This window comes from Mesorhizobium sp. M0698 (genome assembly GCF_040320455.1).
Lineage (GTDB): Bacteria > Pseudomonadota > Alphaproteobacteria > Rhizobiales > Rhizobiaceae > Mesorhizobium.
The window spans coordinates 169,724-194,134 of the sequence record NZ_JAMYPQ010000009.1; the positions used below are offsets into that span (position 1 = coordinate 169,724).

29 protein-coding genes and 1 tRNA gene are annotated in these 24,411 nt (G+C 62.4%); 17 read left to right on the top strand and 13 right to left on the bottom strand.

Annotation, left to right across the window (positions count from 1 at the left end; translation table 11 throughout):
- Positions 1 to 26: 26 nt before the first annotated feature.
- Entirely contained in the window at positions 27 to 1,037 is a 1,011-nt protein-coding gene (locus NKI16_RS19655) for an NAD(P)H-quinone oxidoreductase (RefSeq protein ID WP_036238914.1), read from the bottom strand.
- A 124-nt stretch (positions 1,038 to 1,161) separates the two neighbouring features.
- On the opposite strand from NKI16_RS19655, the gene NKI16_RS19660 reads away from it, so the two are divergent.
- From NKI16_RS19660 to NKI16_RS19670, 3 genes are all read left to right on the top strand, one after another.
- Positions 1,162 to 1,356, top strand: coding sequence for a DUF1192 domain-containing protein (locus NKI16_RS19660; RefSeq protein WP_023678495.1), 195 nt, complete (start codon positions 1,162 to 1,164; stop codon positions 1,354 to 1,356).
- Positions 1,357 to 1,452: 96 nt separating this feature from the next.
- Positions 1,453 to 2,700, top strand: a complete 1,248-nt coding sequence (locus tag NKI16_RS19665) for an MFS transporter (protein ID WP_023678496.1) — start codon at positions 1,453 to 1,455, stop codon at positions 2,698 to 2,700.
- Between the two features lie 31 nt (positions 2,701 to 2,731).
- Complete coding sequence (locus tag NKI16_RS19670) at positions 2,732 to 3,019, top strand: ArsR/SmtB family transcription factor (protein WP_023678497.1); 288 nt, start codon at positions 2,732 to 2,734, stop codon at positions 3,017 to 3,019.
- A gap of 128 nt (positions 3,020 to 3,147) precedes the next feature.
- On the opposite strand, the gene NKI16_RS19675 is transcribed toward NKI16_RS19670, so the two are convergent.
- Positions 3,148 to 3,804 carry a glutathione S-transferase family protein gene (locus tag NKI16_RS19675; RefSeq protein WP_352457946.1) on the bottom strand — a complete coding sequence of 219 codons (657 nt, stop codon included), beginning with the start codon at positions 3,802 to 3,804 and terminating at the stop codon, positions 3,148 to 3,150.
- Between the two features lie 61 nt (positions 3,805 to 3,865).
- Entirely contained in the window at positions 3,866 to 4,717 is an 852-nt protein-coding gene (locus NKI16_RS19680; protein WP_023678499.1) for an alpha/beta fold hydrolase, read from the bottom strand.
- Positions 4,718 to 4,812: 95 nt separating this feature from the next.
- Between NKI16_RS19680 and NKI16_RS19685 the strand changes: the two genes are divergently transcribed.
- The 3 genes from NKI16_RS19685 (at position 4,813) to NKI16_RS19695 (ending at position 6,172) form a co-directional block, all read left to right on the top strand.
- Entirely contained in the window at positions 4,813 to 5,337 is a 525-nt protein-coding gene (locus tag NKI16_RS19685) for a winged helix-turn-helix transcriptional regulator (protein WP_023678500.1), read from the top strand.
- A 75-nt stretch (positions 5,338 to 5,412) separates the two neighbouring features.
- On the top strand, positions 5,413 to 5,643 hold the full coding sequence (locus NKI16_RS19690; protein WP_023678501.1) for a hypothetical protein: 231 nt from the start codon (positions 5,413 to 5,415) through the stop codon (positions 5,641 to 5,643).
- Between the two features lie 97 nt (positions 5,644 to 5,740).
- Positions 5,741 to 6,172: a GlcG/HbpS family heme-binding protein gene (locus NKI16_RS19695; protein WP_023678502.1), complete on the top strand. Its 432-nt coding sequence runs from the start codon at positions 5,741 to 5,743 to the stop codon at positions 6,170 to 6,172.
- Positions 6,173 to 6,182: 10 nt separating this feature from the next.
- Here NKI16_RS19695 and NKI16_RS19700 read toward each other — a convergent pair whose 3' ends face one another.
- The 3 genes from NKI16_RS19700 to NKI16_RS19710 form a co-directional block, all read right to left on the bottom strand.
- Positions 6,183 to 6,584, bottom strand: a complete 402-nt coding sequence (locus NKI16_RS19700; protein WP_023678503.1) for a hypothetical protein — start codon at positions 6,582 to 6,584, stop codon at positions 6,183 to 6,185.
- 199 nt (positions 6,585 to 6,783) lie between these two features.
- On the bottom strand, positions 6,784 to 6,966 hold the full coding sequence (gene rpmF, locus NKI16_RS19705; RefSeq protein WP_006203806.1) for a 50S ribosomal protein L32: 183 nt from the start codon (positions 6,964 to 6,966) through the stop codon (positions 6,784 to 6,786).
- A 139-nt stretch (positions 6,967 to 7,105) separates the two neighbouring features.
- Positions 7,106 to 7,864 carry a biosynthetic peptidoglycan transglycosylase gene (locus NKI16_RS19710; RefSeq protein ID WP_031212144.1) on the bottom strand — a complete coding sequence of 253 codons (759 nt, stop codon included), beginning with the start codon at positions 7,862 to 7,864 and terminating at the stop codon, positions 7,106 to 7,108.
- A gap of 79 nt (positions 7,865 to 7,943) precedes the next feature.
- Here NKI16_RS19710 and NKI16_RS19715 point away from each other — a divergent pair, with 79 nt between their 5' ends.
- Positions 7,944 to 8,861 carry a polyprenyl synthetase family protein gene (locus tag NKI16_RS19715; RefSeq protein ID WP_352457948.1) on the top strand — a complete coding sequence of 306 codons (918 nt, stop codon included), beginning with the start codon at positions 7,944 to 7,946 and terminating at the stop codon, positions 8,859 to 8,861.
- Positions 8,862 to 9,030: 169 nt separating this feature from the next.
- Here the strand turns inward: NKI16_RS19715 and NKI16_RS19720 are convergent, their stop codons facing one another.
- From NKI16_RS19720 to tkt, 3 genes are all read right to left on the bottom strand, one after another.
- On the bottom strand, positions 9,031 to 10,920 hold the full coding sequence (locus NKI16_RS19720) for a potassium/proton antiporter (protein ID WP_352589844.1): 1,890 nt from the start codon (positions 10,918 to 10,920) through the stop codon (positions 9,031 to 9,033).
- A 217-nt stretch (positions 10,921 to 11,137) separates the two neighbouring features.
- Positions 11,138 to 12,148, bottom strand: a complete 1,011-nt coding sequence (gene gap / locus NKI16_RS19725) for a type I glyceraldehyde-3-phosphate dehydrogenase (protein ID WP_023678507.1) — start codon at positions 12,146 to 12,148, stop codon at positions 11,138 to 11,140.
- Between the two features lie 158 nt (positions 12,149 to 12,306).
- Positions 12,307 to 14,298 (bottom strand): transketolase, encoded by a 1,992-nt coding sequence (tkt, locus tag NKI16_RS19730; RefSeq protein WP_352621539.1) that lies wholly within the window; start codon positions 14,296 to 14,298, stop codon positions 12,307 to 12,309.
- 259 nt (positions 14,299 to 14,557) lie between these two features.
- Between tkt and NKI16_RS19735 the strand changes: the two genes are divergently transcribed.
- From NKI16_RS19735 to NKI16_RS19750, 4 genes are all read left to right on the top strand, one after another.
- The gene (locus tag NKI16_RS19735) at positions 14,558 to 14,830 is read left to right on the top strand and encodes a DUF4164 domain-containing protein (protein WP_006200774.1); all 273 of its coding nucleotides are present in this window, start codon (positions 14,558 to 14,560) and stop codon (positions 14,828 to 14,830) included.
- Between the two features lie 4 nt (positions 14,831 to 14,834).
- Entirely contained in the window at positions 14,835 to 15,200 is a 366-nt protein-coding gene (locus NKI16_RS19740; RefSeq protein ID WP_254816554.1) for a cell division protein ZapA, read from the top strand.
- A 287-nt stretch (positions 15,201 to 15,487) separates the two neighbouring features.
- Positions 15,488 to 16,147 carry a peroxiredoxin gene (locus tag NKI16_RS19745; protein WP_023720958.1) on the top strand — a complete coding sequence of 220 codons (660 nt, stop codon included), beginning with the start codon at positions 15,488 to 15,490 and terminating at the stop codon, positions 16,145 to 16,147.
- A gap of 150 nt (positions 16,148 to 16,297) precedes the next feature.
- On the top strand, positions 16,298 to 17,170 hold the full coding sequence (locus NKI16_RS19750) for an MBL fold metallo-hydrolase (protein WP_352621541.1): 873 nt from the start codon (positions 16,298 to 16,300) through the stop codon (positions 17,168 to 17,170).
- 190 nt (positions 17,171 to 17,360) lie between these two features.
- Here NKI16_RS19750 and NKI16_RS19755 read toward each other — a convergent pair whose 3' ends face one another.
- From NKI16_RS19755 to NKI16_RS19765, 3 genes are all read right to left on the bottom strand, one after another.
- Positions 17,361 to 17,876, bottom strand: a complete 516-nt coding sequence (locus NKI16_RS19755; protein ID WP_352621543.1) for a hypothetical protein — start codon at positions 17,874 to 17,876, stop codon at positions 17,361 to 17,363.
- 333 nt (positions 17,877 to 18,209) lie between these two features.
- The gene (gene rpoH / locus NKI16_RS19760) at positions 18,210 to 19,121 is read right to left on the bottom strand and encodes an RNA polymerase sigma factor RpoH (RefSeq protein WP_023678514.1); all 912 of its coding nucleotides are present in this window, start codon (positions 19,119 to 19,121) and stop codon (positions 18,210 to 18,212) included.
- A 187-nt stretch (positions 19,122 to 19,308) separates the two neighbouring features.
- Entirely contained in the window at positions 19,309 to 20,349 is a 1,041-nt protein-coding gene (locus NKI16_RS19765) for an RluA family pseudouridine synthase (RefSeq protein WP_352571978.1), read from the bottom strand.
- A gap of 26 nt (positions 20,350 to 20,375) precedes the next feature.
- On the opposite strand from NKI16_RS19765, the gene NKI16_RS19770 reads away from it, so the two are divergent.
- From NKI16_RS19770 to tolA, 6 genes are all read left to right on the top strand, one after another.
- On the top strand, positions 20,376 to 20,759 hold the full coding sequence (locus tag NKI16_RS19770) for a fimbrial protein (RefSeq protein WP_352457953.1): 384 nt from the start codon (positions 20,376 to 20,378) through the stop codon (positions 20,757 to 20,759).
- Complete coding sequence (locus NKI16_RS19775) at positions 20,756 to 21,163, top strand: VOC family protein (protein ID WP_352621545.1); 408 nt, start codon at positions 20,756 to 20,758, stop codon at positions 21,161 to 21,163. The genes NKI16_RS19770 and NKI16_RS19775 overlap by 4 nt, the downstream gene beginning before the upstream one ends.
- A gap of 90 nt (positions 21,164 to 21,253) precedes the next feature.
- Positions 21,254 to 21,328: transfer RNA gene (locus tag NKI16_RS19780), tRNA-Glu, on the top strand.
- Positions 21,329 to 21,611: 283 nt separating this feature from the next.
- Positions 21,612 to 22,193 (top strand): VOC family protein, encoded by a 582-nt coding sequence (locus NKI16_RS19785; protein WP_352621547.1) that lies wholly within the window; start codon positions 21,612 to 21,614, stop codon positions 22,191 to 22,193.
- Positions 22,194 to 22,220: 27 nt separating this feature from the next.
- Positions 22,221 to 23,084 carry a glutathione S-transferase family protein gene (locus NKI16_RS19790; protein ID WP_352451135.1) on the top strand — a complete coding sequence of 288 codons (864 nt, stop codon included), beginning with the start codon at positions 22,221 to 22,223 and terminating at the stop codon, positions 23,082 to 23,084.
- Between the two features lie 398 nt (positions 23,085 to 23,482).
- A complete protein-coding gene (gene tolA, locus NKI16_RS19795) occupies positions 23,483 to 23,848 on the top strand; it encodes a cell envelope integrity protein TolA (protein ID WP_352703757.1) in 366 nt (121 codons plus the stop codon).
- A 137-nt stretch (positions 23,849 to 23,985) separates the two neighbouring features.
- Here tolA and NKI16_RS19800 read toward each other — a convergent pair whose 3' ends face one another.
- Positions 23,986 to 24,201, bottom strand: coding sequence for a hypothetical protein (locus tag NKI16_RS19800; RefSeq protein WP_352451137.1), 216 nt, complete (start codon positions 24,199 to 24,201; stop codon positions 23,986 to 23,988).
- Between the last annotated feature and the right edge of the window lie 210 nt (positions 24,202 to 24,411).

The window sequence follows — 24,411 nt, forward strand, 5'->3', positions numbered from 1 at the left end:
CTTTCGTTCAGCCTGTTTGCGGGCCGTCAGGCGACATCGAGCACAATCTTGCCGATGTGCTCACCCTCCTCCATCCGCTCATGCGCCCGCCACGCTTCCTTGAGCGGGAAGATCGTATCCATCACCGGCGCAACCTTGCGCGTGCCGAGCAGCGGCCAAACCTGCGCCTCCAGCGCAGCCGCAACTGCCGCCTTGAACTCCACGGTGCGTGGCCTGAGCAGCGATCCTGTGTGCACGAGCCGCTTGGCCATGATCTTGAAGAAATCGGCGCTCGCCACCGTCCCGCCCTGCGTCGCGATCTGGACGATGCGGCCTTCCATGGCTGCAGCCTCATAGTTTCGCGCCACATAGTCGCCGCCGACCATGTCGAGGATGACATTGGCACCCTTGCCGCCGGTTGCCTCCTTGACTGCGGCGACGAAGTCCTCCTCGCGGTAGTTGATCGCCCGGTCGGCGCCGAGCTTGAGGCAGGCGTCGCATTTCTCCTTGTTGCCGGCGGTGGTGACGACATAGGCGCCGAAAGCGGCAGCAAGCTGGATCGCGGTGGTGCCGATACCCGACGAGCCGCCATGCACGAGCAGGGTCTCGCCGCTCTTCAGGCCGCCGCGCTCGAAGACATTGTGCCAAACAGTGAAGTAGTTTTCCGGCAGCGCCGCCGCTTCGGTGTAGGTAAAGCCGGCGGGCAGCGGTAGCACGCTGCCGGCGTGCACTCTGACATATTCGGCATAGCCGCCGCCCGCCGTCAGCGCACAGACCCGGTCGCCGACGCGCCAGCGCGATATCTCGTCACCAAGGGCAGCAACTTCGCCTGCTGCTTCCAGGCCCGGCAGATCCGACGCTCCCGGCGGTGGCGGATAGGCGCCCTTGCGCTGTTGCACGTCCGGCCGGTTGACGCCGGCGGCCCGCACCCGGATCAGGATCTCGCCGGGACCGGGAACCGGTACGTCGCGGGTTTCCGGTTTCAGCACCCGCGGCCCGCCCGGTTCCGATATGGCGATCGCCATCATCTTCGCCGGAATTTTCTGTGCGTTCGCCATGAATTTTCCCGTCGTGCTCCGCCGGTTTCTCGTGCCAGCTCTTGCCCGCCATTTGCATCCATACCCTTGCCCTATGTATGCTCATTGGCAAATCAGGCAAATGGGCAATCACGGAGGAGCGACGATGGCGATCTTCGACGACGAACCCAAGAAGAAAGCGCGCCCGCACGAGATCGGGCAGGATCTGTCGCTGCTTTCCGTCGATGAATTGTCCGAACGGATCGGCATCCTGCGCGACGAGATCGCCCGGCTGGAAGCCGAGCTCAAGACCAAGGGCTCGACCAAGTCGGCGGCAGAGGCGCTGTTTCGCCGCGGGTAGTTACTGCGGGTAATTCCAAAAGCTCGGGCACGCCGCCGAAAAGCCCGAATGCCGCTGTCTCCAGACTTGTGCCCTAAACGCCAGCCGGATTGAAAAATGTTCGCAAGCTACAGACCGATCCTCTCGCTGCTGCGCGGCACCGCGTTCCTGTTGGCGGCATCCGGATTGCACGGTCTGCTGTTGCCGCTGCGCGGCCAGGTGGAGGGCTTCTCGACGGCATCGCTCGGCCTGATGGGCACGGCTTGGGCCGGCGGCTTCGTCACCGGCTGCTTCTTTGCGCCACGCATCGTGCGCCGCGCCGGTCATGTCAGGGCTTTCGGCGCCTTTGCCGCATCGGGAGCGATCGTCGCACTGCTCACCGGCCTGATTATCGACGAATATACCTGGATCCTGCTGCGCGCCTTCACCGGCTTCACCATGGCCGGCGCCTTCATGGTCATCGAAAGCTGGCTCAACGAGAAGGCCACCAACGAAAACCGCGGCACCGTCTTCGGCCTCTACATGATGGTCACCTATGCCTCGATCATGGGCGGTCAGATGATCGTTGCCGGCGGCGATGTGAGATCGGCGTCGCTGTTCATGATCACCGGTATTCTGTTCTGCCTGTCGCTGATCCCGACGGCGGTCTCGACGGCGTCTCACCCCAAGCCGCTGCAGGACGTGTCGCTTGACGTCAAGGGGCTCTACGTCAATTCGCCGGTGTCGGCGATCGCTTGCGTGCTGATCGGCATCGCCAACGGCGCCTGGGGTACACTTGGTGCCGTCTATGGAGCGCGCATCGGCATCTCGACAGCCGAGATCGCGCTGATGATGAGCCTCGTGGTCATCGCCGGCGCCGCCATGCAGCTTCCGGCCGGGCGGCTCTCCGACACGACGGACCGTCGTTTCGTGCTGGCGGGCGCGGCCTTCGGCGCTGCGCTGTTTGCCATCGCCATCTTCCTGTTCGAACCGCGCTCCGGCGTCTTCGTCATCGTCTGCACCGCCGCCTACGGCGCCTTCGCCTACACGCTCTATTCGATCGCGGTGGCGCATGCCAATGACCATGCGCGATCGGAGGACTTCGTCAAAGTGTCGGGCGGCCTGCTGCTGCTTTATGGCTTCGGCACGATGATCGGTCCGCTGGTGGCCGCCGGCCTGATGGGCTGGATGCGCCCTGAGGGGCTGTTCCTGGCCACTGCGCTCGCGCATCTCAGCCTGGCTGGCTATACGCTGCTGCGCATCAGCCGTCGCGCGCCGGTGCCGATCGAAGGCCGCGATGCCTTCAAGACCCAGCCCGCCGATCGCTCGGTGACGCCGGAAGCGTTGCGGCTCGACCCGCGCAGAAAAGCTGAAGCCGACAGTTGAGATTCGAGGCGCTTTGCCCCACAAATAAGGCATGATGCTTTCCGACGCCTTCATGGCGATTGCCGATCCCAACCGGCGCCATCTCTTGGAAGAGCTCCGGCGCGGACCGAAGACCGTCAACGAATTGGCATCCGGCTTGCCGGTGTCCCGCCCGGCCGTTTCGCAGCACCTGAAGGTGCTGCTTGATGCGGGGTTGGTCAACGCCAAGCCGGAAGGCACCAGGCGCGTCTATACGGTCAGCAATGCCGGCTTCCTGAAGCTCAACATCTGGCTTGACCAGTTCTGGGATGCGGAGCAGCTCGGTTCACCCGGAAGCTGAGAGGCATCGTCAGCGCGTCGAGCAACTATGCAGCATCGGGCCTAGAGCAATTCCAGGAAAAATGTGAAGCGGTTTTCCGTCCGGAAGAGATAGAGCGGTTCGGCGTTTCCGTGAAACGATGAACCACTCTAGCCATTGTTGTAGGGGAAGAGCTTGAAATACGGCTGCGCTTCCTCGATCACACGGGCAACCGAGGGGCGTTGCAGCAACCGGTCGTGATAGCGCCTGACCGCAGGATATTCGTCTCCGAACGGCTCGACCTTGTTGGCGTAGAACAGCGCGGGGGCGGCAGCGCAGTCGGCCATGGTGAAGCTCGCACCCACCGCCCATGTCCTCGACTGCATGTCCTGTTCAATGATGGCGTAGGAGCTGCGCAGCTGGGCGCGGGCCTGCTCGACGCCGAACGGATCGGTCTTGCCCTCCGGCCGCAGCCGGTCGCCAACGATCTTCTGCATCGGTTCCTGGACGTAGAAGTCATAGAAGCGGTCGGCAAGCCGGGTCTGACGGGCGAGATCGAGATCGCCGGGGATCAGCTCGACCGGTCCGGGATAATACGCGTTGAGATATTCGATGACGATCGTCGATTCCGGCACGGTCCGGTCCAGCGCCTCATCGCGCAGCACCGGCATCTTGCCGGCCGGCCACAATTTCAGGAACGCCGCGCGCGACTGTTCGTTGCCGAGATCGACGACGACCGATGTGAATGGCGTGCCGTTCTCATAGAGCGCGATCAGCGGTTTCCAGCAGAAGGAGGCCAGCGGATGAAGATGCATCGTCAGGGACATTTTTGCTCCTATCTTTGGTGCTTCGTCTCGCGGGCATCCGGTGTCAAGGTTCGGCCCGCTGCTACGTGGCCCGGCTGTGGGCGACGATCGCATCGATGATCGCGGCCCAATCGTCGGGATGCAGCTCGTGGCCGCCGCCCTTGATCCGGACCAGTCTTGCACCGGCGACCGCGTCGGCAAGAGCGGCGCCATGCTCGGCTGGAAAGATCGGATCGTCGGTGCCGTGGACAACGAGGAGCGGAATCTTCATCTCGTGCAGCCGCCCCGTCCAGTCCTCGCCGCTCCGATCTTCGCCGCCCTTGAGCATGAAGTGATTGGTCGCGCTGAGAAAGCCGCCGGACCGGTCGTAGTCCTGTTCCACGAACGCTCTCGTCCGCGCCTCATCGAACGGATGCGCGGTGCCGGCGAGCGCACGCGCGTTTTTGACCATGAAATCGACCGCTTGGCCACGGTCAGACCAGTCGACCTTCGCGCCTTCGGCCGAATGTTTCCTATAGGCCTCGGTGGTTCCGGGCAAATGCGACGTATCGATGCCCAAGGGCGAACTGCTGATCACCGTCAGCGAAGTGACACGCGACGGGTATTTCAACGCAACGAGCTGCGCGATCATGCCGCCCATCGACATGCCGACCACATGCGCCTTTCGGATTCCATGGTCGTCAAGGACGCGGATAGCATCGTCCGCCATGTCGTCGAATGTATAAGGCGGCTCGCCCGGCGCGTATTTGGTCGAACGGCCGGTATCGCGATTGTCATAGCGGATCACGAAGCGACCTTCGCCGGCCAGCTTCCGGCAAAACGCTTCGGGCCACCAAAGCATGGAAGCCATCGCGCCCATGATCAACAACACCGCCGGATGGGCCGGATCGCCGAAGGTTTGGGATACGATTTCGGGGTATTCGGCGTTTCTCATGACTTTCCTCCTTGGGCCGCAAATCCGATTGCAAGTTGCAATCAGTTGCACGATATTAAAACGATACGACAATGCAACCGGTTTTGGAGATTCGCATGAACATCGATCGTCGGTCCGGATGCCCCATCAACCTGTCGCTCGAAGTGTTCGGTGACCGGTGGAGCCTGATCATCCTTCGCGACATCATCTTCGGCGGCAGACGCCACTTTCGCGAACTGCTCAACGGCTCGATGGAGGGCATCGCCTCCAACATCCTCGCCGACCGGCTGAAGCGGCTGATGGAGCTCGGCATGCTGACCAAGGCGGACGATCCCTCCCACAAGCAAAAGGCGATCTACAGCCTGACCGAAATGGCGATTACGCTGATGCCGATCCTGGCGCATCTCGGCGCCTGGGGCCGCGTCTGGCTGCCGGTCAGCGAAGAGCTCTCTATCCGTGCCGAGCTTCTGGAAAAAGGCGGCCCGCCGATGTGGGATAAGTTCATGAACGAGTTGCGCCACGAGCATCTGGGTGCGTCTCCCGCCCCATCTGGACCCACCGTCCGCGCGACTTTGCAGGCCGGATACGATGCGGTAGTCGCCCGCAAGGCGGAGCGAGTCGGCTGCGATCCGGCGCCATGACCAACTTATTTTCCCAATTGCGGGCTGGCTCTGCTATCAAGGGACTGAAGATAATTTACGGATTGGATAACGCTCTTGGTCGAGAACTCTAAGGACACTGCCCGTGCGCGGGCCGATTTGCGTTTCAAGAAACAGGAAGAGGCAGCCACGGTTCGCCAGAAGGCGATGGCGGAATATGTCGCCGAGAGCGACGCTCGCCAAGCCAAGACCAACAAGCTGCGGGCGCTGCGCCTCGCCAAGGAAGCGGAAGACCTGGCCAATGCGCCTCCGGCCCCGGTGAAGAAGCCTCGCGCCAAGAAGAAATAGGCCGGCGCTCCCAGAATGCATGCTTCCTTTCGCACGCGAAACAGTTCACTCGGAGTCTGTTCTGCCGGTTGATAACTGGCGCGTTTAGGAGACGGCCATGACCGCACTGACGCTCGACAAAGCCCTTGAAATCATCGCCGCCGCCTTTGCCAAGGGTGCCGAGCTCAAGCTCAGGCCGCTTGGCGTCTCGGTGCTCGACGCCGGCGCCCATCTGGTCGCGTTCCAGCGTCAGGACGGCGCCTCGTTCCTGCGTCCGCAAATGTCGGCCGGCAAGGCCTATGGCGCGCTCGCTATCGGCATGGGCTCGCGCCGGGTGGAAGCTTTCGCCAAGGAGCGCCCGCATCTGATCGCCGGCGTCTCCGACGTGTCGGGCGGGCGCGTCCTGCCGGTCGTCGGCGGCGTGCTGATCCGCGACAACGCCGGCACGATCATCGGCGCCATCGGTATTTCCGGCGACACGTCCGACAATGATGAAACGGCAGCCATCGCCGGCGTCGAGGCGGCTGGCTTCACCGCTGACCCGGGCTGAGTCGGGATCCTTAACTCATATTGATGTCGCGGGTGGCCGACCGCATCGACACCGAAAAGCCGGCCAGCACGTCGATCAGCGCTATGACCATCAGTGTGAAGAAAACGGAATGGGCGGCGCCCTTCACCAGCAGGAACTCGACCAGATAGGCCACAAAGACGAAGGTCGACAAAAGATGGTCCATGATCGAGGCATTTGTCGTGCGCGTCGACTTCACCACTTCGACGAACAAGAAGATCAGTGCGATCAGCACGATGAGGTCGCCGAGGGTCATCGAGAACACGCCACCCGACATCATCCGGACCGAAAACATTTCGGTGGCCCACGGATCGTCGCCGCTGCCGAATATTCCCAAAAGCCCGAGATTGTAGAGGATGAAAGGCACGATCAGCAGCGGGATGGCACCGAACATGTGGCGGCTCCGGTTGGACTGATCTTTGTAGAGTGCGCCCGGCGTTCGCCGTCAAGAATTTTCGTGCGGCCGATAAACACGGACAAAGACGGCGTGAAACAACAATGTCAGGCCCGGCTGATACGATCAGTTGTCGCAAACGCAAAAAGACCGGCCAATGGCCGGTCGTTTCGCAACCCATAAACCGTCGAAAGCTCTCTCAGCTTTCCTTCGGCTCCAGAACCTGGCGACCGCGATACATGCCGGTCTTCAGGTCGATATGGTGCGGACGGCGCATCTCGCCGGAGTTCTTGTCCTCGACATAGGTCGGGGCCTTCAGTGCGTCGGCAGAACGGCGCATGCCGCGCTTCGACGGAGAGGTTTTTCGTTTCGGAACGGCCATGGATATGCTCCACTACATGGTCAAAACGCCCCGGCGGCCCTCGTGAAAGGGCCACATCAGGGGCCGGAATCTGAGAAAGTCGGGTGCCTATACACGCCCGACGGCGTTTTGGCCAGCGTCGCCGTGTTTTTTTTTGACACTATCGCAGGCAACCGACATAGGCGCCGGCGCGGCCGGCGCGCCGTTCGATCAACGCGGCAAGCCGCCTCAGTCCCGGCCCCGGTTTCGCCGGATTGCGCACGATCGGATTCGGCAAGGTGACGGCAAGCAGCGCTGCCTGCCGGCGCGACAGCTGTTTTGCCGAGACGCCGAAATGATGCTGGGCGGCGGCCTCGATGCCGTAGATGCCCGGTCCCCATTCGGCGATGTTGAGGTAGATCTCCATGATCCGCCGTTTCGACAGCACCGCATCGAAATAGACGGCCAGCGGCAGTTCCACGACCTTACGGACCGAGCCCAACGGCCGCGACCATAGATAAAGATTCTTTACCGTCTGCATGGTGATGGTCGAGGCGCCACGTGTCATCTCGCCGGCGAGCGCATCGTCGACGACGCCGCGCAACTCGCCCAGATCGACGCCGCGATGGAAACAGAACTGCCCGTCCTCCGACATGATGACCGAATATGCCAGCACCGGCGCGACATCGTCGATGGAAACCCAGCGCCGATCGTAGCCAGAAAACGTCGCCAGGTCCTTCAGCATCAATGTCGACACCGGATGCACGAATGTCGGCAGGTACAGGAAGGTCAGCACCACCGGCACCAGCGCCAGCACGACCGCGACGGCGATGCCGCGCCGGACCCAGCGTTGAAGACCGATGCGGCTGCCGCGTCTCGGTCTCGCCATGTCCAACCCTTCGGTTTCGTGATCGACGATCGGTTCCGCCAAGCCACCCAGTCCGCGCTACTCCCTGCCCCCGGCATAATGGCGCTTGGCTTCTTGCGCAACGTCTGAGTGTCGGCTACCGCTCCCGACCATGACGAAAGACGACCAAATGGCGTTCGAAGCTGCACTTATTGCCCGGGCAGTTCCGCTCGAGGCGCTGCTGAGGCGGTTGCTCGACGGACGGACGCTTTCGGGCGAGGTCGCGCGGCCCGAACGCCTGATGGCGGCAATGCGACATGGCGTGCTGAACGGCGGCAAACGACTGCGTCCCTTCCTGGTCATGGAAAGTGCTGCACTGTTTTCAGCCGACGGCGAGGCGGCGCTGCGCGTCGCGGCGGCGCTCGAATGCGTGCACTGCTATTCGCTCATCCATGACGATCTGCCGGCCATGGACGACGACGATTTGCGCCGCGGCCAGCCGACCGTGCACAGGGCTTTCGATGAGGCGACCGCCATTCTTGCGGGCGACGCCTTGCTGACACTTGCCTTCGACATCCTTGCCGACGAGGCGACAATGCTGCCGGCCGAGCGCAGGGCAACGCTGGTGCTGGCACTGGCCCGCGCCGCCGGGGCGGGAAGCATGGTCGGCGGCCAGATGCTCGATCTCGAAGCCGAACAAAGCCGGCCGGACGAGGCCGGCATCATCCGGCTTCAGGCGATGAAAACCGGTGCGCTGATCCGCTTTGCCTGCGAAGCGGGCGCTATCCTTGCCGGCGCGCCGTCGGGCGACCGCGAAAGGCTGGCCGAGTTCGGCTCGGCGATCGGGCTTGCCTTTCAGCTTGCCGACGATCTGCTCGACCTGACCGCCGACGCGCATCAGATGGGCAAGGCGACCGGCAAGGATGCCGCGGCCGGCAAGGCGACGCTGGTCGCGCTGCACGGACCGGACTGGGCGCGGGGCCAGCTCCATGGCCTCGTTGACCAGGCTCATGCGTTGCTCGAACCTTTTGGCGAGCAGGCTGCGCTTCTGAAACAAGCGGCGCAGTTCGTAGCGGCCCGCAACAATTAAGCGCGCCCCTATGGCGCGCCGGAGAATTGGCGACTGATCGGCCGGACGCCCTCGCAACCGGCCGATCGGGATCATTTCCGGCGATGTCGGACCACATGGACCCGCCACACCAGTTGCCGAGCCATTCTTCAGCCTCGCGGCAGGGTTCCGCGGCTCGGGTGGACAGCGGTCAGCCTTCGCCAGTTGTCTTTTCCACCACGGGCTGCGGAACCGGTTCCATCTCGGCCGCCGCCTCGACCGCCTGCGCCTCGGCCGGCTTGCGCCGGTTGCGGATGATGGCGGCGATGCGATCGCGGATTTCGCCGGCGCTGAGGAACACCGGAACGCGCGCCACCGGCGCGGTCGGCTCAAAGGACAGGCCAAGGCCGGTGATCCTGCCCTTGTCGTCGACGTCGCGGACGATCAGCTCGATCGGACCGAGCAGCACGCGGTCGGCGTATTCGGCGTGGCCGCCGAGCCGCGTAGTGACCAGGTCGCCAATGCTGAGCTTGCGTTCCGCTTCGGTCAGGCCCGGCGCGTAGGCGGTCTCCAGTTCCTCGGCGGGGCGTGACGGATCGACGGCGAAGGCCCCGAAGAAATCCGCGTCCTCGGGATCGACCACGGCACGGCTGGCGAACAGCTTGTCGAGCAGGCGCGGATAGCGGTCCGGCACGAAGATGTAGACATGGTCGCCGGCCGCGAGCCGGCCCATATCCTGGAAGCGCATCGAGCGTCCGTCGCGCAGCACCAGCGACGGCCGCGCCCAGCGCGGAATGCGTTCGCCGCGCGCCACCGGGCTGCCAGGTGCCACGCGGTAGGCGAGAAGCTCATGATGGGCGGAGCCCGGCAGTTCCAATTCGACCTTGTCGAGCGGTCCCAGGCGGGCCGGCACGATAAGGCCGAGACGGCGCGCCAGCGGCCCGACGGTCCATCCCTGGATGATCAGCGAGACCAGCACGATGATGAAGGCAGTGTTGAAGATGAGGCGGCCGTTCTCAAGACCGCCGAGCAGCGGCGTGATGGCAAGCAGGATCGACACGGCACCACGCAGGCCAACCCACGAGACGAAGGCGACTTCCGGGCGTGGCAGACGGAACGGCACCAGGCAGAGCCAGACGGCGATTGGCCGTGCCACAAATACCAGGAACAGGCCGAGCAGCACTGCCGGCACCAGGATCGCCGGAAATTGCGAAGGCGTCGCGAACAGGCCGAGGATCAGGAACATGATGATCTGCGCCAGCCACGACATGCCGTCCTGGAAGCGCTTGAGGATGGTGACGGCCCGGATATCGGAATTGCCGGCAATCAGGCCTGCGAGATAGACCGCCAGAAAGCCGGAGCCGCCGACGGCACCGGCGGCAGCGAACACCATAAGCGACAGCGTCAGCACGAAGATCGGCAGCAGGCCGTGATCGAGATTGAGGCGATCGACAAGGCGCACGATGGCCATGCCGCCGAGAATGCCGATGACCGCGCCGAGCCCCATGTTGACAAGGAAGCCGACGGCAAGATCGGTGACCAGCACCTTGGCCTCGGGGTGGGTATTGGCGGCGATGACCTCGACCAGCGTGATGGTCAGGAAGATGGCGATCGGGTCATTTGTGCCGGATTCCACCTCGAGCGTGGACCGCACGCGCTCGCGCAAATTAATCTCGCCGGCGCGCAGCAGGAAGAACACCGCCGCGGCGTCGGTCGAGGCGACGGCGGCACCGAGCAGGAAGGATTCCAGCCAGGTCAGGTCGAGCAGATAATAGGCGGCGGCGCCGAAGAGTCCGGTGGTCAAAAGGACGCCGAATGTGGCCAGCGACAGCGCCGGCCCGGCCGCCTGCCGCAAGGCGTTGAGCGGCGTGCCAAAGCCGGAATCGAAAAGGATGACCGCCAGCGCCAATGAGCCGGCAAAATAAGCAACTCGGGCATTGTCGAAATGGATGCCGAGACCGTCGGTTCCGGTGGCGAGGCCGATGCAGAGAAACAGCAGCAGGAGAGGGGCGCCGAAACGGAAGGCGATCAGGCTTGAAAACGCGGCGGCAACGACAAGTGCTGCGCCAACGAGCGTCACAAGATAGATACCATGCTCCATTCGTTGGTCGCCCCTAGTCGATATGCTCCGGCATCACGGGAGAGTGGGGCGAAGACATGGCCGCTGCAAGGCAGCAGCGTGGCTTTTTGCCCCACGCTGCCGATCGTCGAAAGTTTTGGCACCCCCGAGCAGCGGAGCGTGCCTCGGCGGTTCGTGCTGCAATGAAAAACGCCCGGACTGAGCCGGGCGTCTCCAGGTCGAGAAGCTGGCTCTGCGATCAGGCGATGGTCTTGCCGAAGGCGACGGCGGTATCGCCCATGCGGTTGGAAAAGCCCCACTCATTGTCGTACCACGACAGCACCGAAACGAAGTTGCCGTCCATGACCTTGGTCTGGTCGAGCGCCACGATCGAGGAATGCGGATCATGGTTGAAGTCGATCGAAACATTGGGGTGACGGGTAACGGCGAGGATGCCCTTCAGCTTGCCGTTCGAGGCGGCGATCACCGCGTCATTGATCTCCTGGACGGTGGTCGGCCGCTTGGCGATGAACTTGAAATCGACGAGCGAGACGTTCGGGGTCGGCACGCGGATGGAGATGCCGTCGAGCTTGCCCTTGAGTTCGGGCAGTACCAGGCCGATGGCCTTGGCAGCACCGGTCGAGGTCGGAATCTGCGACAGCGCGGCGGCGCGGGCGCGGTAGAGGTCCTTGTGCATGGTGTCCAGCGTCGGCTGGTCGCCGGTGTAGGAATGGATCGTCGTCATCATGCCCTTCTCGATGCCGACCGCCTCATTCAGCACGGCCGCCAGCGGCGCCAGGCAGTTGGTGGTGCAGGAGGCGTTCGAGATGACGATGTGGTCCTTGGTCAGCTTGTCGTGATTGATGCCATAGACGACGGTGAGATCGGCGCCCTCTGCCGGAGCGGAGACGAGAACGCGCTTGGCACCGGCGGTCAGATGGGCGACGGCCTTGTCGCGGGCGGTGAAGATGCCGGTGCATTCGAGCGCGATGTCGATGCCAAGCTCCTTCCAGGGCAGTTGCGTCGGATCCTTGATCGCGGTGACCTTGAATTTTTCCTTGCCGACGATGATCTGGTCGCCGTCAACCGTCACCTCATGCGGAAAGCGGCCATGCACGCTGTCGAAGCGCAGCAGATGCGCGTTGGTCTCGACCGGGCCGAGATCGTTGACCGCGACGACGTCGATATCCTTGCGGCCGGATTCATGGATGGCGCGCAGGATGTTGCGGCCGATGCGGCCGAATCCGTTGATGGCAACTCTGACGGTCATTGTTCTCTCCCTGGGAGTTGGAGGCCGAAGATCAAGTCCGCAGCTTCATAACGGCGGACGGGCAAAGAATCCAGCCGCCGAGGCGTGGATTTAAATCGATTAGTGCTCCACCGCCCGGCAAAACCGCTATGCCAGCCTTTGCCGGGCGGGGCTCACTTTCATTTGCCATGCAGACGGGCTTCCGCCGCCTTCACCGTTGCCTCGGCTGTGATGCCGAAATGCGGGTAGAGCTGTTCGATGGTGCCGGAGGCGCCGAAGCCGGTCATGCCGACAAAGATGCCGTCGGTGCCGATGAAGTGATCCCAGCCCTGACGGATGCCGGCTTCGATGGCAATCTTGAGCGGCGCATTGCCAATCGTCCTGCTGCGATAGTCGGCGCTCTGCTTGTCGAACAATTCGAAGCACGGCACCGAGACGACGCGGGTCGCGTGGCCGTGCTTTTCCAAGGCCTCGCGGGCGGCCAGCGCGATCTCGACCTCGGAGCCCGAAGCGAAGATCGTCACCGCCGCCTCGCCACTGGCGGCGGCAAGTTCATAGGCGCCGCGGCTGGAGAGGTTTTCCGCAACGAAGTCGTTGCGTACCGTCGGCAGGTTCTGCCGGGTCAGCGCCAATGTCGAAGGCGTCTTTTCCGACTCAATGGCCAACTGCCAGCATTCCGCGGTTTCCACCGCGTCGGCGGGGCGGAAGACATTGTGGTTCGGAATGGCGCGAAGTGCTGCCAGATGCTCGACCGGCTGATGGGTCGGGCCGTCTTCGCCAAGGCCGATGGAATCATGGGTCATGACGAAGATCGAGCGGATGCCCATCAGCGAAGCAAGCCGCATCGCCGGACGGGCATAATCGGAAAAGCACATGAAAGTGCCGCCATAGGCGATAATGCCGCCATGCAATGTCAGCCCGTTGAGCGCGGCCGCCATGCCGTGCTCGCGAACGCCGTAATGAACGTAGCGCTGGCCGTAATCGTCGGCGGTGATGTTCTTGGTCTGGCTGGTCTTGGTGTTGTTGGAGCCGGTCAAATCGGCCGAGCCGCCGATGGTTTCGGGCACGGCGCCGTTGATGACCTCCAGCGCCATTTCCGATGACTTACGGGTGGCGACCTTCGGCTTGTCGGCGGCGAGCTTTTTCTTGTAATCGCCAATGACGGCGTCGAAGTTGGCTGGCAGCGTGCCACTGATGCGGCGTTCGAACTCTGCGCGCAATTGGGCATCAGCCTTGGCAAGGCGGCTTTCCCAGTCGGTGCGCGCCTTTAAGCCGCTCCGCCCGGCGGTACGCCATGCGTCGAGGATGTCGGCCGGGACCTCGAAGGGCGGCGAATCCCAGCCGAAGAATTTTCTGGCGCCGGCGATTTCCTCGGTGCCGAGCGGCGAGCCATGCGCCTTGTTGGTGCCGGCCTTGGTCGGTGCGCCGAAGCCGATCGTCGTCTTGCAGGCAATCATCGTCGGCTTGTCGGAGTGGCGGGCCGCTTCGATGGCATAGGCGATCGCTTCCGGGTCCTGGCCGTCGATATGGCTGGCGTTCCAGCCGGACGCCTGGAAGCGGGCGACCTGGTCGGTGTTGTCGGCCAGCGACACCGGGCCATCGATCGAGATGTTGTTGTTGTCCCAGAAGACGATCAGCTTGTTCAGCTTCAGATGTCCGGCAAGCGCGATGGCTTCCTGGGATACGCCTTCCATCAGGCAGCCGTCGCCGGCCAGCACATAGGTGTAGTGGTCGACGAGATCGTTGCCGAAAGCGGCATTCATGATGCGCTCGCCGAGTGCGAAGCCGACCGAATTGGCAAGGCCCTGGCCGAGTGGGCCTGTCGTCGTCTCGATGCCGGCGGCATGGCCGTATTCCGGGTGGCCCGCGGTCCTCGACCCCAATTGGCGGAACTGCTTGATCTGGTCGATGGTGATGTCTTCGTAGCCGGTCAGATAGAGCAGCGAGTAAAGCAGCATCGAGCCGTGGCCGGCCGACAGGATAAAGCGATCGCGGTCCGGCCAATGCGGGTTCTTCGGATCGTATTTGAGAAAGCGGGTGAACAGCACCGTGGCGATGTCGGCGCAGCCCATGGGCAATCCGGGATGGCCGGAGTTTGCCTTCTCCACAGCGTCCATGGCGAGAAAACGGATCGCGTTGGCCATCCGGTCATGTTGTTCGCGCGAAGTCATGCTTCCTCCAAAATGGGGGTTTGGGCCTTGGGAAAGCCGTTGAAAAGGTGCGCGACACATAGCAGGCGCGGCCTTTTAGTCAACAAATCGGTGTGCTTTTGCCGGTCTTGTGATGGCCATGCGCGACTTACATTAGCGTTAGCAGGGGACAGTCGCGACAGCTTTATTGACGTGCGGTTCACACGACGCGTAATGTTTCAGGGATAACGCGTTCTGAACGTGGATGATTCGGTGATGGGCAGGGCGCAGGACGAAAGCCATGACCGGGGAAACGACCCTCAAAGAAGTCATTGCCAGGCTGGGTAAGGCCATCGAAGGGCTGGAAAACGCCGTCGCGGCCAAGCTCGAGCACGAGCGGGACTATTCGGAAGCCGAGGCCGAAGTGCAGCGGATGAACGCCGACCGCTCGCGGCTGGCGCAGGAGCTCGACAATTCCGAGGCTCGCGCCGAACGGCTGGAAGATGCCAACAAGGAAGTGTCGCGAAGGCTGGTGACAGCGATGGAAACCATCCGCGCGGTACTGGACAGGTAGGCCAATGGCACAAGTCACGGTTTCCATCGACGGCAAGCAGTATCGGATGGCCTGCGACGAGGGCCAGGAAGAGCATCTGATCGATCTTGCAGAGCGCTTCGACCGCTATGTCTCGCATCTGAAGGATTCTTTTGGCGAGATCGGCGACCAGCGGCTGACCGTGATGGCCGGCATCATGGTCATGGACGAGCTTTCGGAACTGCAAAAGCGGGTCAAGGGCATGGAAAGCGAAGTGCTGACGCTGCGCAAGACGCGCGACGATGCACTGACCAAGGCCGACAAGAACGATTCCGTGCTGACCGGGGCGCTCGGCGCACTGGCCCAGCGCATGGAAGACCTGGCGACGACGCTGGCAGTGAACAAGGCGTAGCGCGTCGCGTCGCCTCATTGACGCGACGTCACTTAACGGCGGAATGGGCAGCGTCTGAGCCGAACAGTCGTCGGAAATGCCTGCGCGTTTAACCAACCCTCCGGGGCTTTTTCGCCAGCGCGGAAATCGCTGCTGTATTTCCCACCTAAGTGACAAAAATTTTTTGAGGCCGGCCACTATCCTAGCGTCAACAGCCACTTGAAGGATGACGCCGCAGTGTTAGAAAGGCAAGCAGCGCGGCTGGGTCGTTCAATGCCAGCGGCAAGCCAAACAGGTAGGGACACGCCATGAGCCTTCGTATCAACGATATCGCCCCGGACTTCACCGCTGAGACTACGCAAGGACCAATCAGCTTCCATGAATGGATCGGCGACGGCTGGGCTGTATTGTTCAGCCATCCGAAGAACTTTACGCCGGTTTGCACGACCGAACTCGGCACGATGGCCGGGCTCGAAGGCGAGTTCAGGAAGCGCAACGTCAAGATCATCGGCATCTCGGTCGATCCTGTCGAAAGCCATGGAAAGTGGCAGAACGACATCAAGACCGCGACCGGCCATTCGGTGAACTACCCGCTGATCGGCGACAAGGATCTCAAGGTCGCCAAGCTTTACGAGATGCTGCCGGCGGGTGCCGGCGAGAGCTCGGAAGGCCGCACGCCCGCCGACAATGCCACGGTGCGTTCGGTTTACGTCATCGGGCCCGACAAGAAGATCAAGCTGGTTCTCACCTATCCGATGACGACCGGCCGCAACTTCGACGAAATCCTGCGCGCGATCGATTCCATGCAGCTGACCGCCAAGCACCAGGTGGCGACGCCGGCGAACTGGAAGCAGGGCGAGGACGTCATCATCACCGCTGCCGTCTCCAATGAGGATGCCATCAAGCGCTTCGGCGCCTATGAGACGATCCTGCCATATCTCAGGAAAACCAAGCAGCCTTCCGCCTGAGCAGGCAGAGGCGGCACGGAGAATTTTCGGTTTTCCTGGTCGTGTGAGTATGGGGTGCTTGACGGCGCCTGGTTGACGGACAACCATGCCTTTCATTTGCCGTGGCAGAGAAAGTCATTCCTGCCACGGTGAGGATCAAGGGGGCTGGGATTGGACGCATTATCGGCCAGGTCGCAGGTCACCGGCTTCTATGACAAGCCGAGCGGGTCCGTCCAGTATGTGGTCGCCGACATGGCGACCCGCAAATGCGCCATCATCGATCCGGTGCTCGACTTCGACGAAAGGTCCGGTGCAACGGCAACGAAAAACGCCGACGCCCTGCTCGACTTCGTCAGGGAAAGCGGGCTGGAGGTCGAGTGGATCCTCGACACGCATCCGCATGCCGATCATTTCTCCGCCGCCCATTATCTGAGGGGGAGAACCGGAGCGCCGACGGCAATCGGCGAAAAGGTCATCGACGTCCAGAAATTGTGGAAGGTGATCTACAACTGGCCGGAATTCCCCGCCGACGGTTCGCAATGGGACAGGCTGTTCGCCGACGGCGCGCCTTTTTCGGTCGGCGGCCTTCCGGCAAGAGTGCTGTTCTCGCCGGGCCATACGCTGGCCTCGATCACTTACGTCGTCGGCGACGCCGCCTTCATCCACGACACGCTGTTCATGCCGGACAGCGGCACCGCCAGGACGGACTTTCCCGGCGGCAGTGCCGAGCGGCTCTGGCACTCGATCGAGGACATCCTGGCGCTGCCGGACGAGACACGTCTGTTCGTCGGTCACGACTACCAGCCGGGCGGTCGCGAAGCGCGCTGGGAAAGCACGGTCGCGGAGCAGAAAGCCGGCAACATCCATGTTGCCGGCTGCAAGACGGAAGCCGACTTCGTCGCGCTCCGCCAAGCCCGCGACAGGACGTTGCCGATGCCGCGGCTGATCCTGCACGCGCTGCAGGTCAATATGAATGGCGGACGCCTGCCGGAACCGGAATCCAATGGGCGGCGCTATCTGAAATTTCCGCTCGATTGCCTGTGAGGAGATGGGTCGCTGGCACTACAATGCCATTCAGACTCGGCGCCGCCCTCATCGTTCTGCGATGGTCATCCAAGTTATTGATCCTGATTCGATTTTTGCGATGTTTGCATCCGATAGGTCTATGCAGGAAGACGGTGGCGGCAGCCGGATGAGGAGCGGCGCAGACGCCAGCTAAATGTTTAGTCCAGCGTCAGGGTTTTGTTCGGCGGGCTAAATGTTCATACGTGATTTGCCAAGGGTCGCTCTCGGAAGATCTCTCCTCGCCGATCCAATGGAAGCTGTTGGCAGTGATCTCGGTGAAACGCCATCGAGTTTTCAGACCGCGCGAGTCATTGCCGAGCTGGACAATGTCCTTACCCTCGGCCCGCCCGATCTGGCGCGAGTGATCCCGGTTGAGCGGGTCGTTCCATATGATATGCCAACCATCGATCCCAGGGTCGAAGATGCGCAAGGTCGTACCATACATCGTCGACGGCGCAGGGCGCTTGGGCCTGATCCAAACGTCCTGAATCGCGCGGCCTTCGAGCACCCAGCCAAAATGGCATTCGCCATTCCATTTCTGGATTGTGCCGTCGTCGAGGTAGTGGACCGAGTCCATGTCCCAGCTTCCAATCAGCCATCCATACAGGTCCATGTCTTTCGCTCGGTCGGCTGCGGGACCTTCGGATCCGAGAGCGGCCAGAAACGGAGAAATCGTCATCGTCATACTGCCTTTCGTTTCCAATAGGCTCAACTGCCCGGCGCGGCCCCGGCGTCCGTTGTCGCCCCCGCCTGCCGCAAGCGCCGGGTTTTGAAATGCCCCGGTCGGCGCGGAACATTGCCGCTACAGCTTGCAGCGTTGCGGTTTTCAGGGCTTGGGGAAAATTGCGATAATACCGCTGTGGATGAGATCGTCTGCGGACGCCATGGCGAGACTACTGAGCAATTACGACGGCGGATCGGACATCCGCAAAAGGCGCCGCGGAACCGGCAACCCTCTAAAAAGAAACGGCGGCGCCAGTTACCTGACGCCGCCGTTATTTGTTTCTACCGGAAGGCCTTACGCGGCCGGCTGCGCCTCGATGGTGCGCAGCGCCTGCGTCTGGCGCTTGGCTGCGGCCTTGACCGCGTCCTGCACCTTCTCGAAGGCGCGCACCTCGATCTGGCGCACGCGCTCGCGGCTGATATCGAACTCGGCCGACAGCTCTTCAAGCGTCAACGGCTCATCGGCGAGGCGGCGCGCCTCGAAGATGCGGCGTTCGCGGTCGTTGAGCACGGCAAGGGCGCCCGACAGCATGCCGCGCCGGTTTTCCAGCTCGTCCTGCTCGATCAGCATCTCTTCCTGGCTTTCGTGGTCGTCGACCAGCCAGTCCTGCCATTCGCCGGACTCGCCTTCACTGGCCCGGATGGGCGCATTGAGCGAGGCGTCGCCCGACAGACGGCGGTTCATCGACACGACTTCCGCTTCCGAGACGTTCAGCCGGGTGGCAATCTCGGTGATCTGGTCGGGCTTCAAATCGCCTTCGTCGAGCGCCTGGATCTTGCCCTTCACCTTGCGCAGGTTGAAGAACAGGCGCTTCTGGTTGGCGGTGGTGCCCATCTTGACCAGGCTCCACGAGCGCAGGATGTATTCCTGGATCGAGGCCTTGATCCACCACATCGCATAGGTGGCGAGACGGAAGCCGCGCTCCGGTTCGAATTTCTTGACGGCCTGCATCAGGCCGACATTGCCTTCCGAGATCACCTCACCGATCGGCAGGCCATAGCCGCGATAGCCCATGGCGATCTTGGCGACGAGCCGAAGGTGGCTGGTGACGAGCTTGTGCGCAGCCGTGGTGTCCTCATGCTCGGCGTAGCGCTTGGCGAGCATGTACTCTTCCTGCGGCTGAAGCATCGGAAAGCGGCGGATTTCTTCCAGGTAGCGGCTGAGACCGCCTTCGCCGGAAACGATACTGGGTAATGACTGGGCCATGATAGCGCCCCCTCTCTATTGGAGTGATGCCCCCGAAACGCGGCGGGCATGTGGCGCGAATGCCAAAGGCACATTCGCGCCAACCGACATATATAGGAACAAAACCAGAAAGACAGGCATTTGTTCAACACGAAACAGTGTGTCACGTTGAAGTGAACAACGCCGGTCAGGTTTTCAGGTGGTTGGTTCAGAGCTTGCGGAAGCCGTCGACGAGTTCCTCCATGTCCCACGGTATCGGTGCTTCGAACCTCATCGTTAGATGGGTATCCGGATGCCGAAATGCAAGGAGGCGGGCGTGCAAAGCTTGTCGCGGAAACGCCTTTACCTTGCTTCTTAGCGGCTCGGGCAACCGATTGGCCTTGGTGCGGAAAGCCTGGCCGTATTCGGGGTCGCCAATCACCGGATGGCCGATATGGGCCATGTGGACGCGTATCTGGTGAGTGCGACCGGTTTCCAGCCGGCATTCGACCAGGCTCGCCGTGGCGAATTCCTGCTGCTGCTCGCCAAAGCGCTCAACGACGGTGAAATGCGTGACGGCGTGGCGGGCATCGTCGCGGCCTTGCGGCACCACGGCGCGGCGTACCCGGTCGGCGGCGCGGCCGAGCGGCGCGTCGACCGTCCCGGTCGGCCTTGCCGGTATGCCCCAGACCAACGCCAGATACGCCCGCTCGAGATCGCCGGTCAGGCCGTGGTCGGCAAAGGCCTCCGACAACGCCTTGTGGGCGCGATCGGTCTTGGCGACGACCATGACGCCGCTGGTCTCCTTGTCGAGGCGGTGGACGATGCCCGGCCGTCTCACGCCGCCGATGCCGGACAGGCTGTCGCCGCAATGATGGATCAGCGCGTTGACCAGCGTGCCGGTCCAGTTGCCGGCGCCGGGATGTACGACCAGCCCGGCCGGCTTGTTGATGACGATCAGCTCGCTGTCCTCGTAGAGGACGTCCAGCGCAATATCTTCGCCTTGCGGCTCCGCCGGTTCCGGCTCCGGCATGTCGACCGACACGCTGTCACCTTGTGCCATCTTGCGCTTCGTTTCGCTGGCTGGCCTGCCGCCGATCCTGACGGCGCCCTGCTTTATCAGCATCTGTACCCGGCTGCGCGACATGTCGGGGCCGAGCCTGGCCGCCAGCCATTGGTCGAGCCGCTGGCCGGCCGCATCGGCGCCCGCCTCCAGCACGATCGGTCCGGCCCCTATTAATTGTCTGACCTCTTCGTTATGAGCGCTCATCGAAAACAGTTCCGGAATCTGCTGCCATGGCCCGGCCGCTTGCCGACGAAGACGAGGAAAAGCCGCTCGACCCCGAGGTCGAAAAGGTGCGGAGGAAGCTCGTCCGCTTCGTCGCCATCAATCTCGGCCTGCTGTTCCTCGCCCTTATGGTGGTGATCGCGGCGCTTGTCTACAAAGCGCGCAACGCGCCGCCTGCCGCCCCTCCGCTGAGCAGCGACATCCAGGTGCCGATCGGCGAAACGGTCAACGGCGACATCGTGCTGCCGGTCGGCGCCAGGGTGATCAGCCAATCGCTGTCCGGCAATCACCTGTCGATCGACACCGAGCTGCCCGACGGCAGCCGCGCCATCTTCGTCTATGACATTACCGAGCGCCGCATCGTCGGCCGTTTTTCGATCAGGAACAAATGACCGGTTTTGCCGAACACCGCAGCATTGCCACGGTCGCGCTTGTCGTCGCAAATTATGACGAGGCGATCTCGTGGTATGTCGACCGGCTGGGTTTTGTGGTCGCCGAAGATGTCGACCTCGGCGGCGGCAAACGCTGGGTCACGATCACGCCGGGCAACGGGCAGGGCGCGCGGCTGCCTCTCGCCGAGGCATCCGGCGATGCGCAAAGGCACGCCGTCGGCAACCAGACCGGCGGGCGGGTCTTTTTGTTCCTCGAAACCGACGATTTTGCCCGTGACCATGCGCTGATGCTCGAAAAGGGCATCGAATTCCGTGAGGCGCCCCGGCACGAGACCTATGGCACTGTGGCGGTTTTCGCCGATCTCTATGGAAATCTCTGGGACCTGATCGAGCCAAAACGCTAGGCTTGCAGCGGATATTTCACCGGCGCGATCGGCAGCCTTAACCCTAGTTGCTTTTTGCCAGCCGTCAGCCTATATCGCCGGTTCTTGAACGCGCCCATCGTCTAGCGGTCAGGACACCGCCCTCTCACGGCGGGAACAGGGGTTCGATTCCCCTTGGGCGTACCAAGTAATCTCACAATGGTTGTAATACACCGGCATCGGTCAGGGTCAGGCCGGGTTCTCTGCTTCTGGCGCAGCGCCGGCAATTGAATTAGCATCACGTCACAAACCATGAGCCGGGAGGCTCAAACCGGCGCACAGAACGCCGGGCAGGGAACGCTCGGCAGGCCGGATAGGCGATCAGCCGTATCCGTAATGCGGATGCCGACCATGTGGAGCGCTGCCGCAAATTGATCGGCGCGGACCGATACGGTTCGTGCCGATGAGGAGATGCCACGGGAGGAAGGCAATGCAAAAACTGCAATCGCAGGGCGTTCATCACATCACGCTGGTCGGCGCCGGGCGTCAGACCTCGATCGATTTCTGGGAGGGCGTGCTCGGCATGCCTTTCATCTTCGAGCAGCCCAATCTCGACAAGGCAAGCGAAAGCCATCTCTATTTCGATCCGGGCGACGGCCGGCTGATCACCGTCTTCACCGACGAAAGCCGCACGCCGGTCAAGCGGCGCACGCCAACCGATACTGGCTGCGTCCATCACATCGCTTTCGCGGTGTCGCGCGTCACCTTCTTGCAGGCGGTCGCCCGGCTCAACGAGCGTGAAATCAAGCACAGCGGCGTCAAGGATCGCGGCTTCATGGACTCGATCTATTTCGAGGATCCGCTCGGCCTTCTGATCGAGCTCGCCTCCTACCGTTTCGAGCCGCCGGTGGGCTTCACCCATGCCGACGTGCTGATGCAGGCGCACAAGATCCGCGTCGCGCGCGGCGATTACAACATCGCCGAAGTGCACCTTGCCGATGCGATCCAGGCGCTTGTCGAGCACTTGCGCGCAACCTTGTCGGAGGATCGCGCACCGAAAAATCCATACTGACGACACGCCAAACAAAGGGAGGACATAATGGCAAAGACAGCAACGAAGAGTGCGAAAAAGCCCGCCGCCAAGGCAGCCAAACCAGGAGCGAAGCCGGCGGCCAAAGCCGCCGCCAAGTCAGCGGCGAAAGTGGCAAAGCCGGCGACGAAGGTCTCCGGCAAAAAGCCCGCGAAGGCCAAGGCGAAGCCTGCGAAAAAGCCGGCGCTCACGCTCAGCATGCTGAAGCCCAGCGTCAACAATATGAGCGTTCGGGTGTTTGCACGCGCCGCCGGGCTCGATCATTCCGAAACCGACGTTTGGGGCCTCACGCGCTCGCCCGAATATATGGCGCGAAACCCGGCCCATCTTACGCCGATGATCGAGGACAAGGGCCTGCCGAGAGGTGTCTTGTGGGAAAGCTGCGCCATCATGCAGTATCTCGCCAACAAGCACGGGCTGGAGAAATTATATCCCAAGGCGCCGGCCAAGCGGGCAATGATCGACAGCGCCATGTTCTACCTGATCGGCACGCTCTACCCCTATGTGGCGCGCGCCACATATCCTGTACTGAATTTCCCGCAATATGCCGGCGAGGTCGGCCACAGCGACGCTCATCCCGACAAGAAGTCGGAAGCCCAGAAGGCCGCTATAGAAGCGATAGCCGAGCCGCTGGAGGTGTTTCACAGCTTCTTCAGGAACGGCAAGCCGTTCATCGGCGGCAAGAACCCGTCGATCGCCGACATCCGTTTGGCGGCGACGCTCGAGTTCCTCGCCGTCATCGACTACGCGCTGCCCCAATGGGCAAAAGACTATATGGCGGCGATCGAGAAGAAGCTCGGCAAGGCCTATGCCGACCCGGCCGCCGACGTGCGCGGCTATATCGCCTATGTGCGGTCGCAGGCCAACGCCTGAGGCACAAGCCAATAGCGGTCGTCCGCACGTCTGCAGGAGCCGGTAATGAACTGGGGATTTTCTTAATCTCCCCTGTTTGCACGATGTGGGGAGCTTAAGGTTTCGTTAACCTAAACCCTTTCTACTGAATCCACCTCCAGCCCGCGACCACGGATGTACTGGCGCGGATGGAAAGCAAAGGTCGGCTGCGCGCCGGCCTTTTGCTTATTTCAGCCCCTGTCGAAGTTGCGCCAGACGGCGTTTCACGACGCCTGCATGGCTGATGAAACGCGTCGCCGCCATCTTGTCATCGCCGCTGTCGGCCCTACCATCGAAGTTCGTCCCGTCCTCGAGGGCGGTTCAAGGACAGAGGCCCTGCCATGAAAAGCATTGCTGGAATGATGGTGATTGCAGGCGCCATGCTGGTGGGCGCAACCGGTCAATCGAATGCAGCGACGCTCAACACCATGCCCGAGGTCGGGGCTGCCATCCAGGCGTGCTGGACCCCTCCGGCGAATGCCGGGAATTCCACCGTCACCCTGAGCTTCAGCTTCAGGCGCGATGGCACGCTGATCGGCCGGCCCAAGCCGACCGCCATCCGCGTCGCCGGCGAGGAGAAGACGCGCCAAGCTTTTGTCGACGCGGCGGTCGCGGCCGTGGACCATTGCCTGCCGTTGAGCTTTTCACCGGCGCTGGCTCAAGGCATCCCGGGCAAGGTGTTCACTCTGCAATTCAACTCGCCCAAACAAGAACAGGTTGCACCGCGAGTGAAGGCTTCGCCTTGATCTTTTCCGACAACCGGATTCCACTTTTCGGGACCTAATGCATGTCGCGCAAAAGTGTGCAGCGGTTTTGCGACAACGACATGCATTAGACAAGAACCTAAGCGCGTCGCATGAGGCCCGGTCGACCGCGATGCGCTTTAGTGGCGCCTTCGTCTCGCCTCGACATGTCGCGCCAGTTCCGGCATCTCGAAGACATAGTCGCTCCAGGCCGATTCCGGTATCTGGCCGGCAAGATAGCACTCCAGCAAAAGCCCCTGCTCGTGGTCGAGTGGCCTCGGTGCGCGTTCATGGTCCAACCCAAGTGAATGGAACAGATTCCTGGTCAGGTCCGCGACAGTGAAGTGGATCGACATTTGCGGTCTCCTCCTTTGGCCGCTCAACGCCGATCCCAGGGCTAAGGTTTCAGCAACGGCCGGCCGGTAACGCCGGATTGATCGCGATGCCGAACCCGCCGCGCGTATCAAACTTCGCCGTGGCGGGCGTCCGCCGGCGTTGCTGCCGGTTCGTCTCAATCTTGAAATAAAAATGTAATATTGAATTTACACGAGTGGATCTAATACACT

Bases quoted from the DNA above. Each gene is read 5' to 3' on its own strand.
- NKI16_RS19655 (WP_036238914.1), bottom strand. From the start codon at position 1,037: ATGGCGAACGCACAGAAAATTCCGGCGAAGATGATGGCGATCGCCATA.
- NKI16_RS19660 (WP_023678495.1), top strand. From the start codon at position 1,162: ATGGCGATCTTCGACGACGAACCCAAGAAGAAAGCGCGCCCGCACGAG.
- NKI16_RS19665 (WP_023678496.1), top strand. From the start codon at position 1,453: ATGTTCGCAAGCTACAGACCGATCCTCTCGCTGCTGCGCGGCACCGCG.
- NKI16_RS19670 (WP_023678497.1), top strand. From the start codon at position 2,732: ATGATGCTTTCCGACGCCTTCATGGCGATTGCCGATCCCAACCGGCGC.
- NKI16_RS19675 (WP_352457946.1), bottom strand. From the start codon at position 3,804: ATGTCCCTGACGATGCATCTTCATCCGCTGGCCTCCTTCTGCTGGAAA.
- NKI16_RS19680 (WP_023678499.1), bottom strand. From the start codon at position 4,717: ATGAGAAACGCCGAATACCCCGAAATCGTATCCCAAACCTTCGGCGAT.
- NKI16_RS19685 (WP_023678500.1), top strand. From the start codon at position 4,813: ATGAACATCGATCGTCGGTCCGGATGCCCCATCAACCTGTCGCTCGAA.
- NKI16_RS19695 (WP_023678502.1), top strand. From the start codon at position 5,741: ATGACCGCACTGACGCTCGACAAAGCCCTTGAAATCATCGCCGCCGCC.
- NKI16_RS19700 (WP_023678503.1), bottom strand. From the start codon at position 6,584: ATGTTCGGTGCCATCCCGCTGCTGATCGTGCCTTTCATCCTCTACAAT.
- rpmF (WP_006203806.1), bottom strand. From the start codon at position 6,966: ATGGCCGTTCCGAAACGAAAAACCTCTCCGTCGAAGCGCGGCATGCGC.
- NKI16_RS19715 (WP_352457948.1), top strand. From the start codon at position 7,944: ATGACGAAAGACGACCAAATGGCGTTCGAAGCTGCACTTATTGCCCGG.
- NKI16_RS19720 (WP_352589844.1), bottom strand. From the start codon at position 10,920: ATGGAGCATGGTATCTATCTTGTGACGCTCGTTGGCGCAGCACTTGTC.
- gap (WP_023678507.1), bottom strand. From the start codon at position 12,148: ATGACCGTCAGAGTTGCCATCAACGGATTCGGCCGCATCGGCCGCAAC.
- tkt (WP_352621539.1), bottom strand. From the start codon at position 14,298: ATGACTTCGCGCGAACAACATGACCGGATGGCCAACGCGATCCGTTTT.
- NKI16_RS19735 (WP_006200774.1), top strand. From the start codon at position 14,558: ATGACCGGGGAAACGACCCTCAAAGAAGTCATTGCCAGGCTGGGTAAG.
- NKI16_RS19740 (WP_254816554.1), top strand. From the start codon at position 14,835: ATGGCACAAGTCACGGTTTCCATCGACGGCAAGCAGTATCGGATGGCC.
- NKI16_RS19745 (WP_023720958.1), top strand. From the start codon at position 15,488: ATGAGCCTTCGTATCAACGATATCGCCCCGGACTTCACCGCTGAGACT.
- NKI16_RS19755 (WP_352621543.1), bottom strand. From the start codon at position 17,876: ATGACGATGACGATTTCTCCGTTTCTGGCCGCTCTCGGATCCGAAGGT.
- rpoH (WP_023678514.1), bottom strand. From the start codon at position 19,121: ATGGCCCAGTCATTACCCAGTATCGTTTCCGGCGAAGGCGGTCTCAGC.
- NKI16_RS19765 (WP_352571978.1), bottom strand. From the start codon at position 20,349: ATGAGCGCTCATAACGAAGAGGTCAGACAATTAATAGGGGCCGGACCG.
- NKI16_RS19770 (WP_352457953.1), top strand. From the start codon at position 20,376: ATGGCCCGGCCGCTTGCCGACGAAGACGAGGAAAAGCCGCTCGACCCC.
- NKI16_RS19775 (WP_352621545.1), top strand. From the start codon at position 20,756: ATGACCGGTTTTGCCGAACACCGCAGCATTGCCACGGTCGCGCTTGTC.
- NKI16_RS19785 (WP_352621547.1), top strand. From the start codon at position 21,612: ATGCAAAAACTGCAATCGCAGGGCGTTCATCACATCACGCTGGTCGGC.
- NKI16_RS19790 (WP_352451135.1), top strand. From the start codon at position 22,221: ATGGCAAAGACAGCAACGAAGAGTGCGAAAAAGCCCGCCGCCAAGGCA.
- tolA (WP_352703757.1), top strand. From the start codon at position 23,483: ATGCTGGTGGGCGCAACCGGTCAATCGAATGCAGCGACGCTCAACACC.
- NKI16_RS19800 (WP_352451137.1), bottom strand. From the start codon at position 24,201: ATGTCGATCCACTTCACTGTCGCGGACCTGACCAGGAATCTGTTCCAT.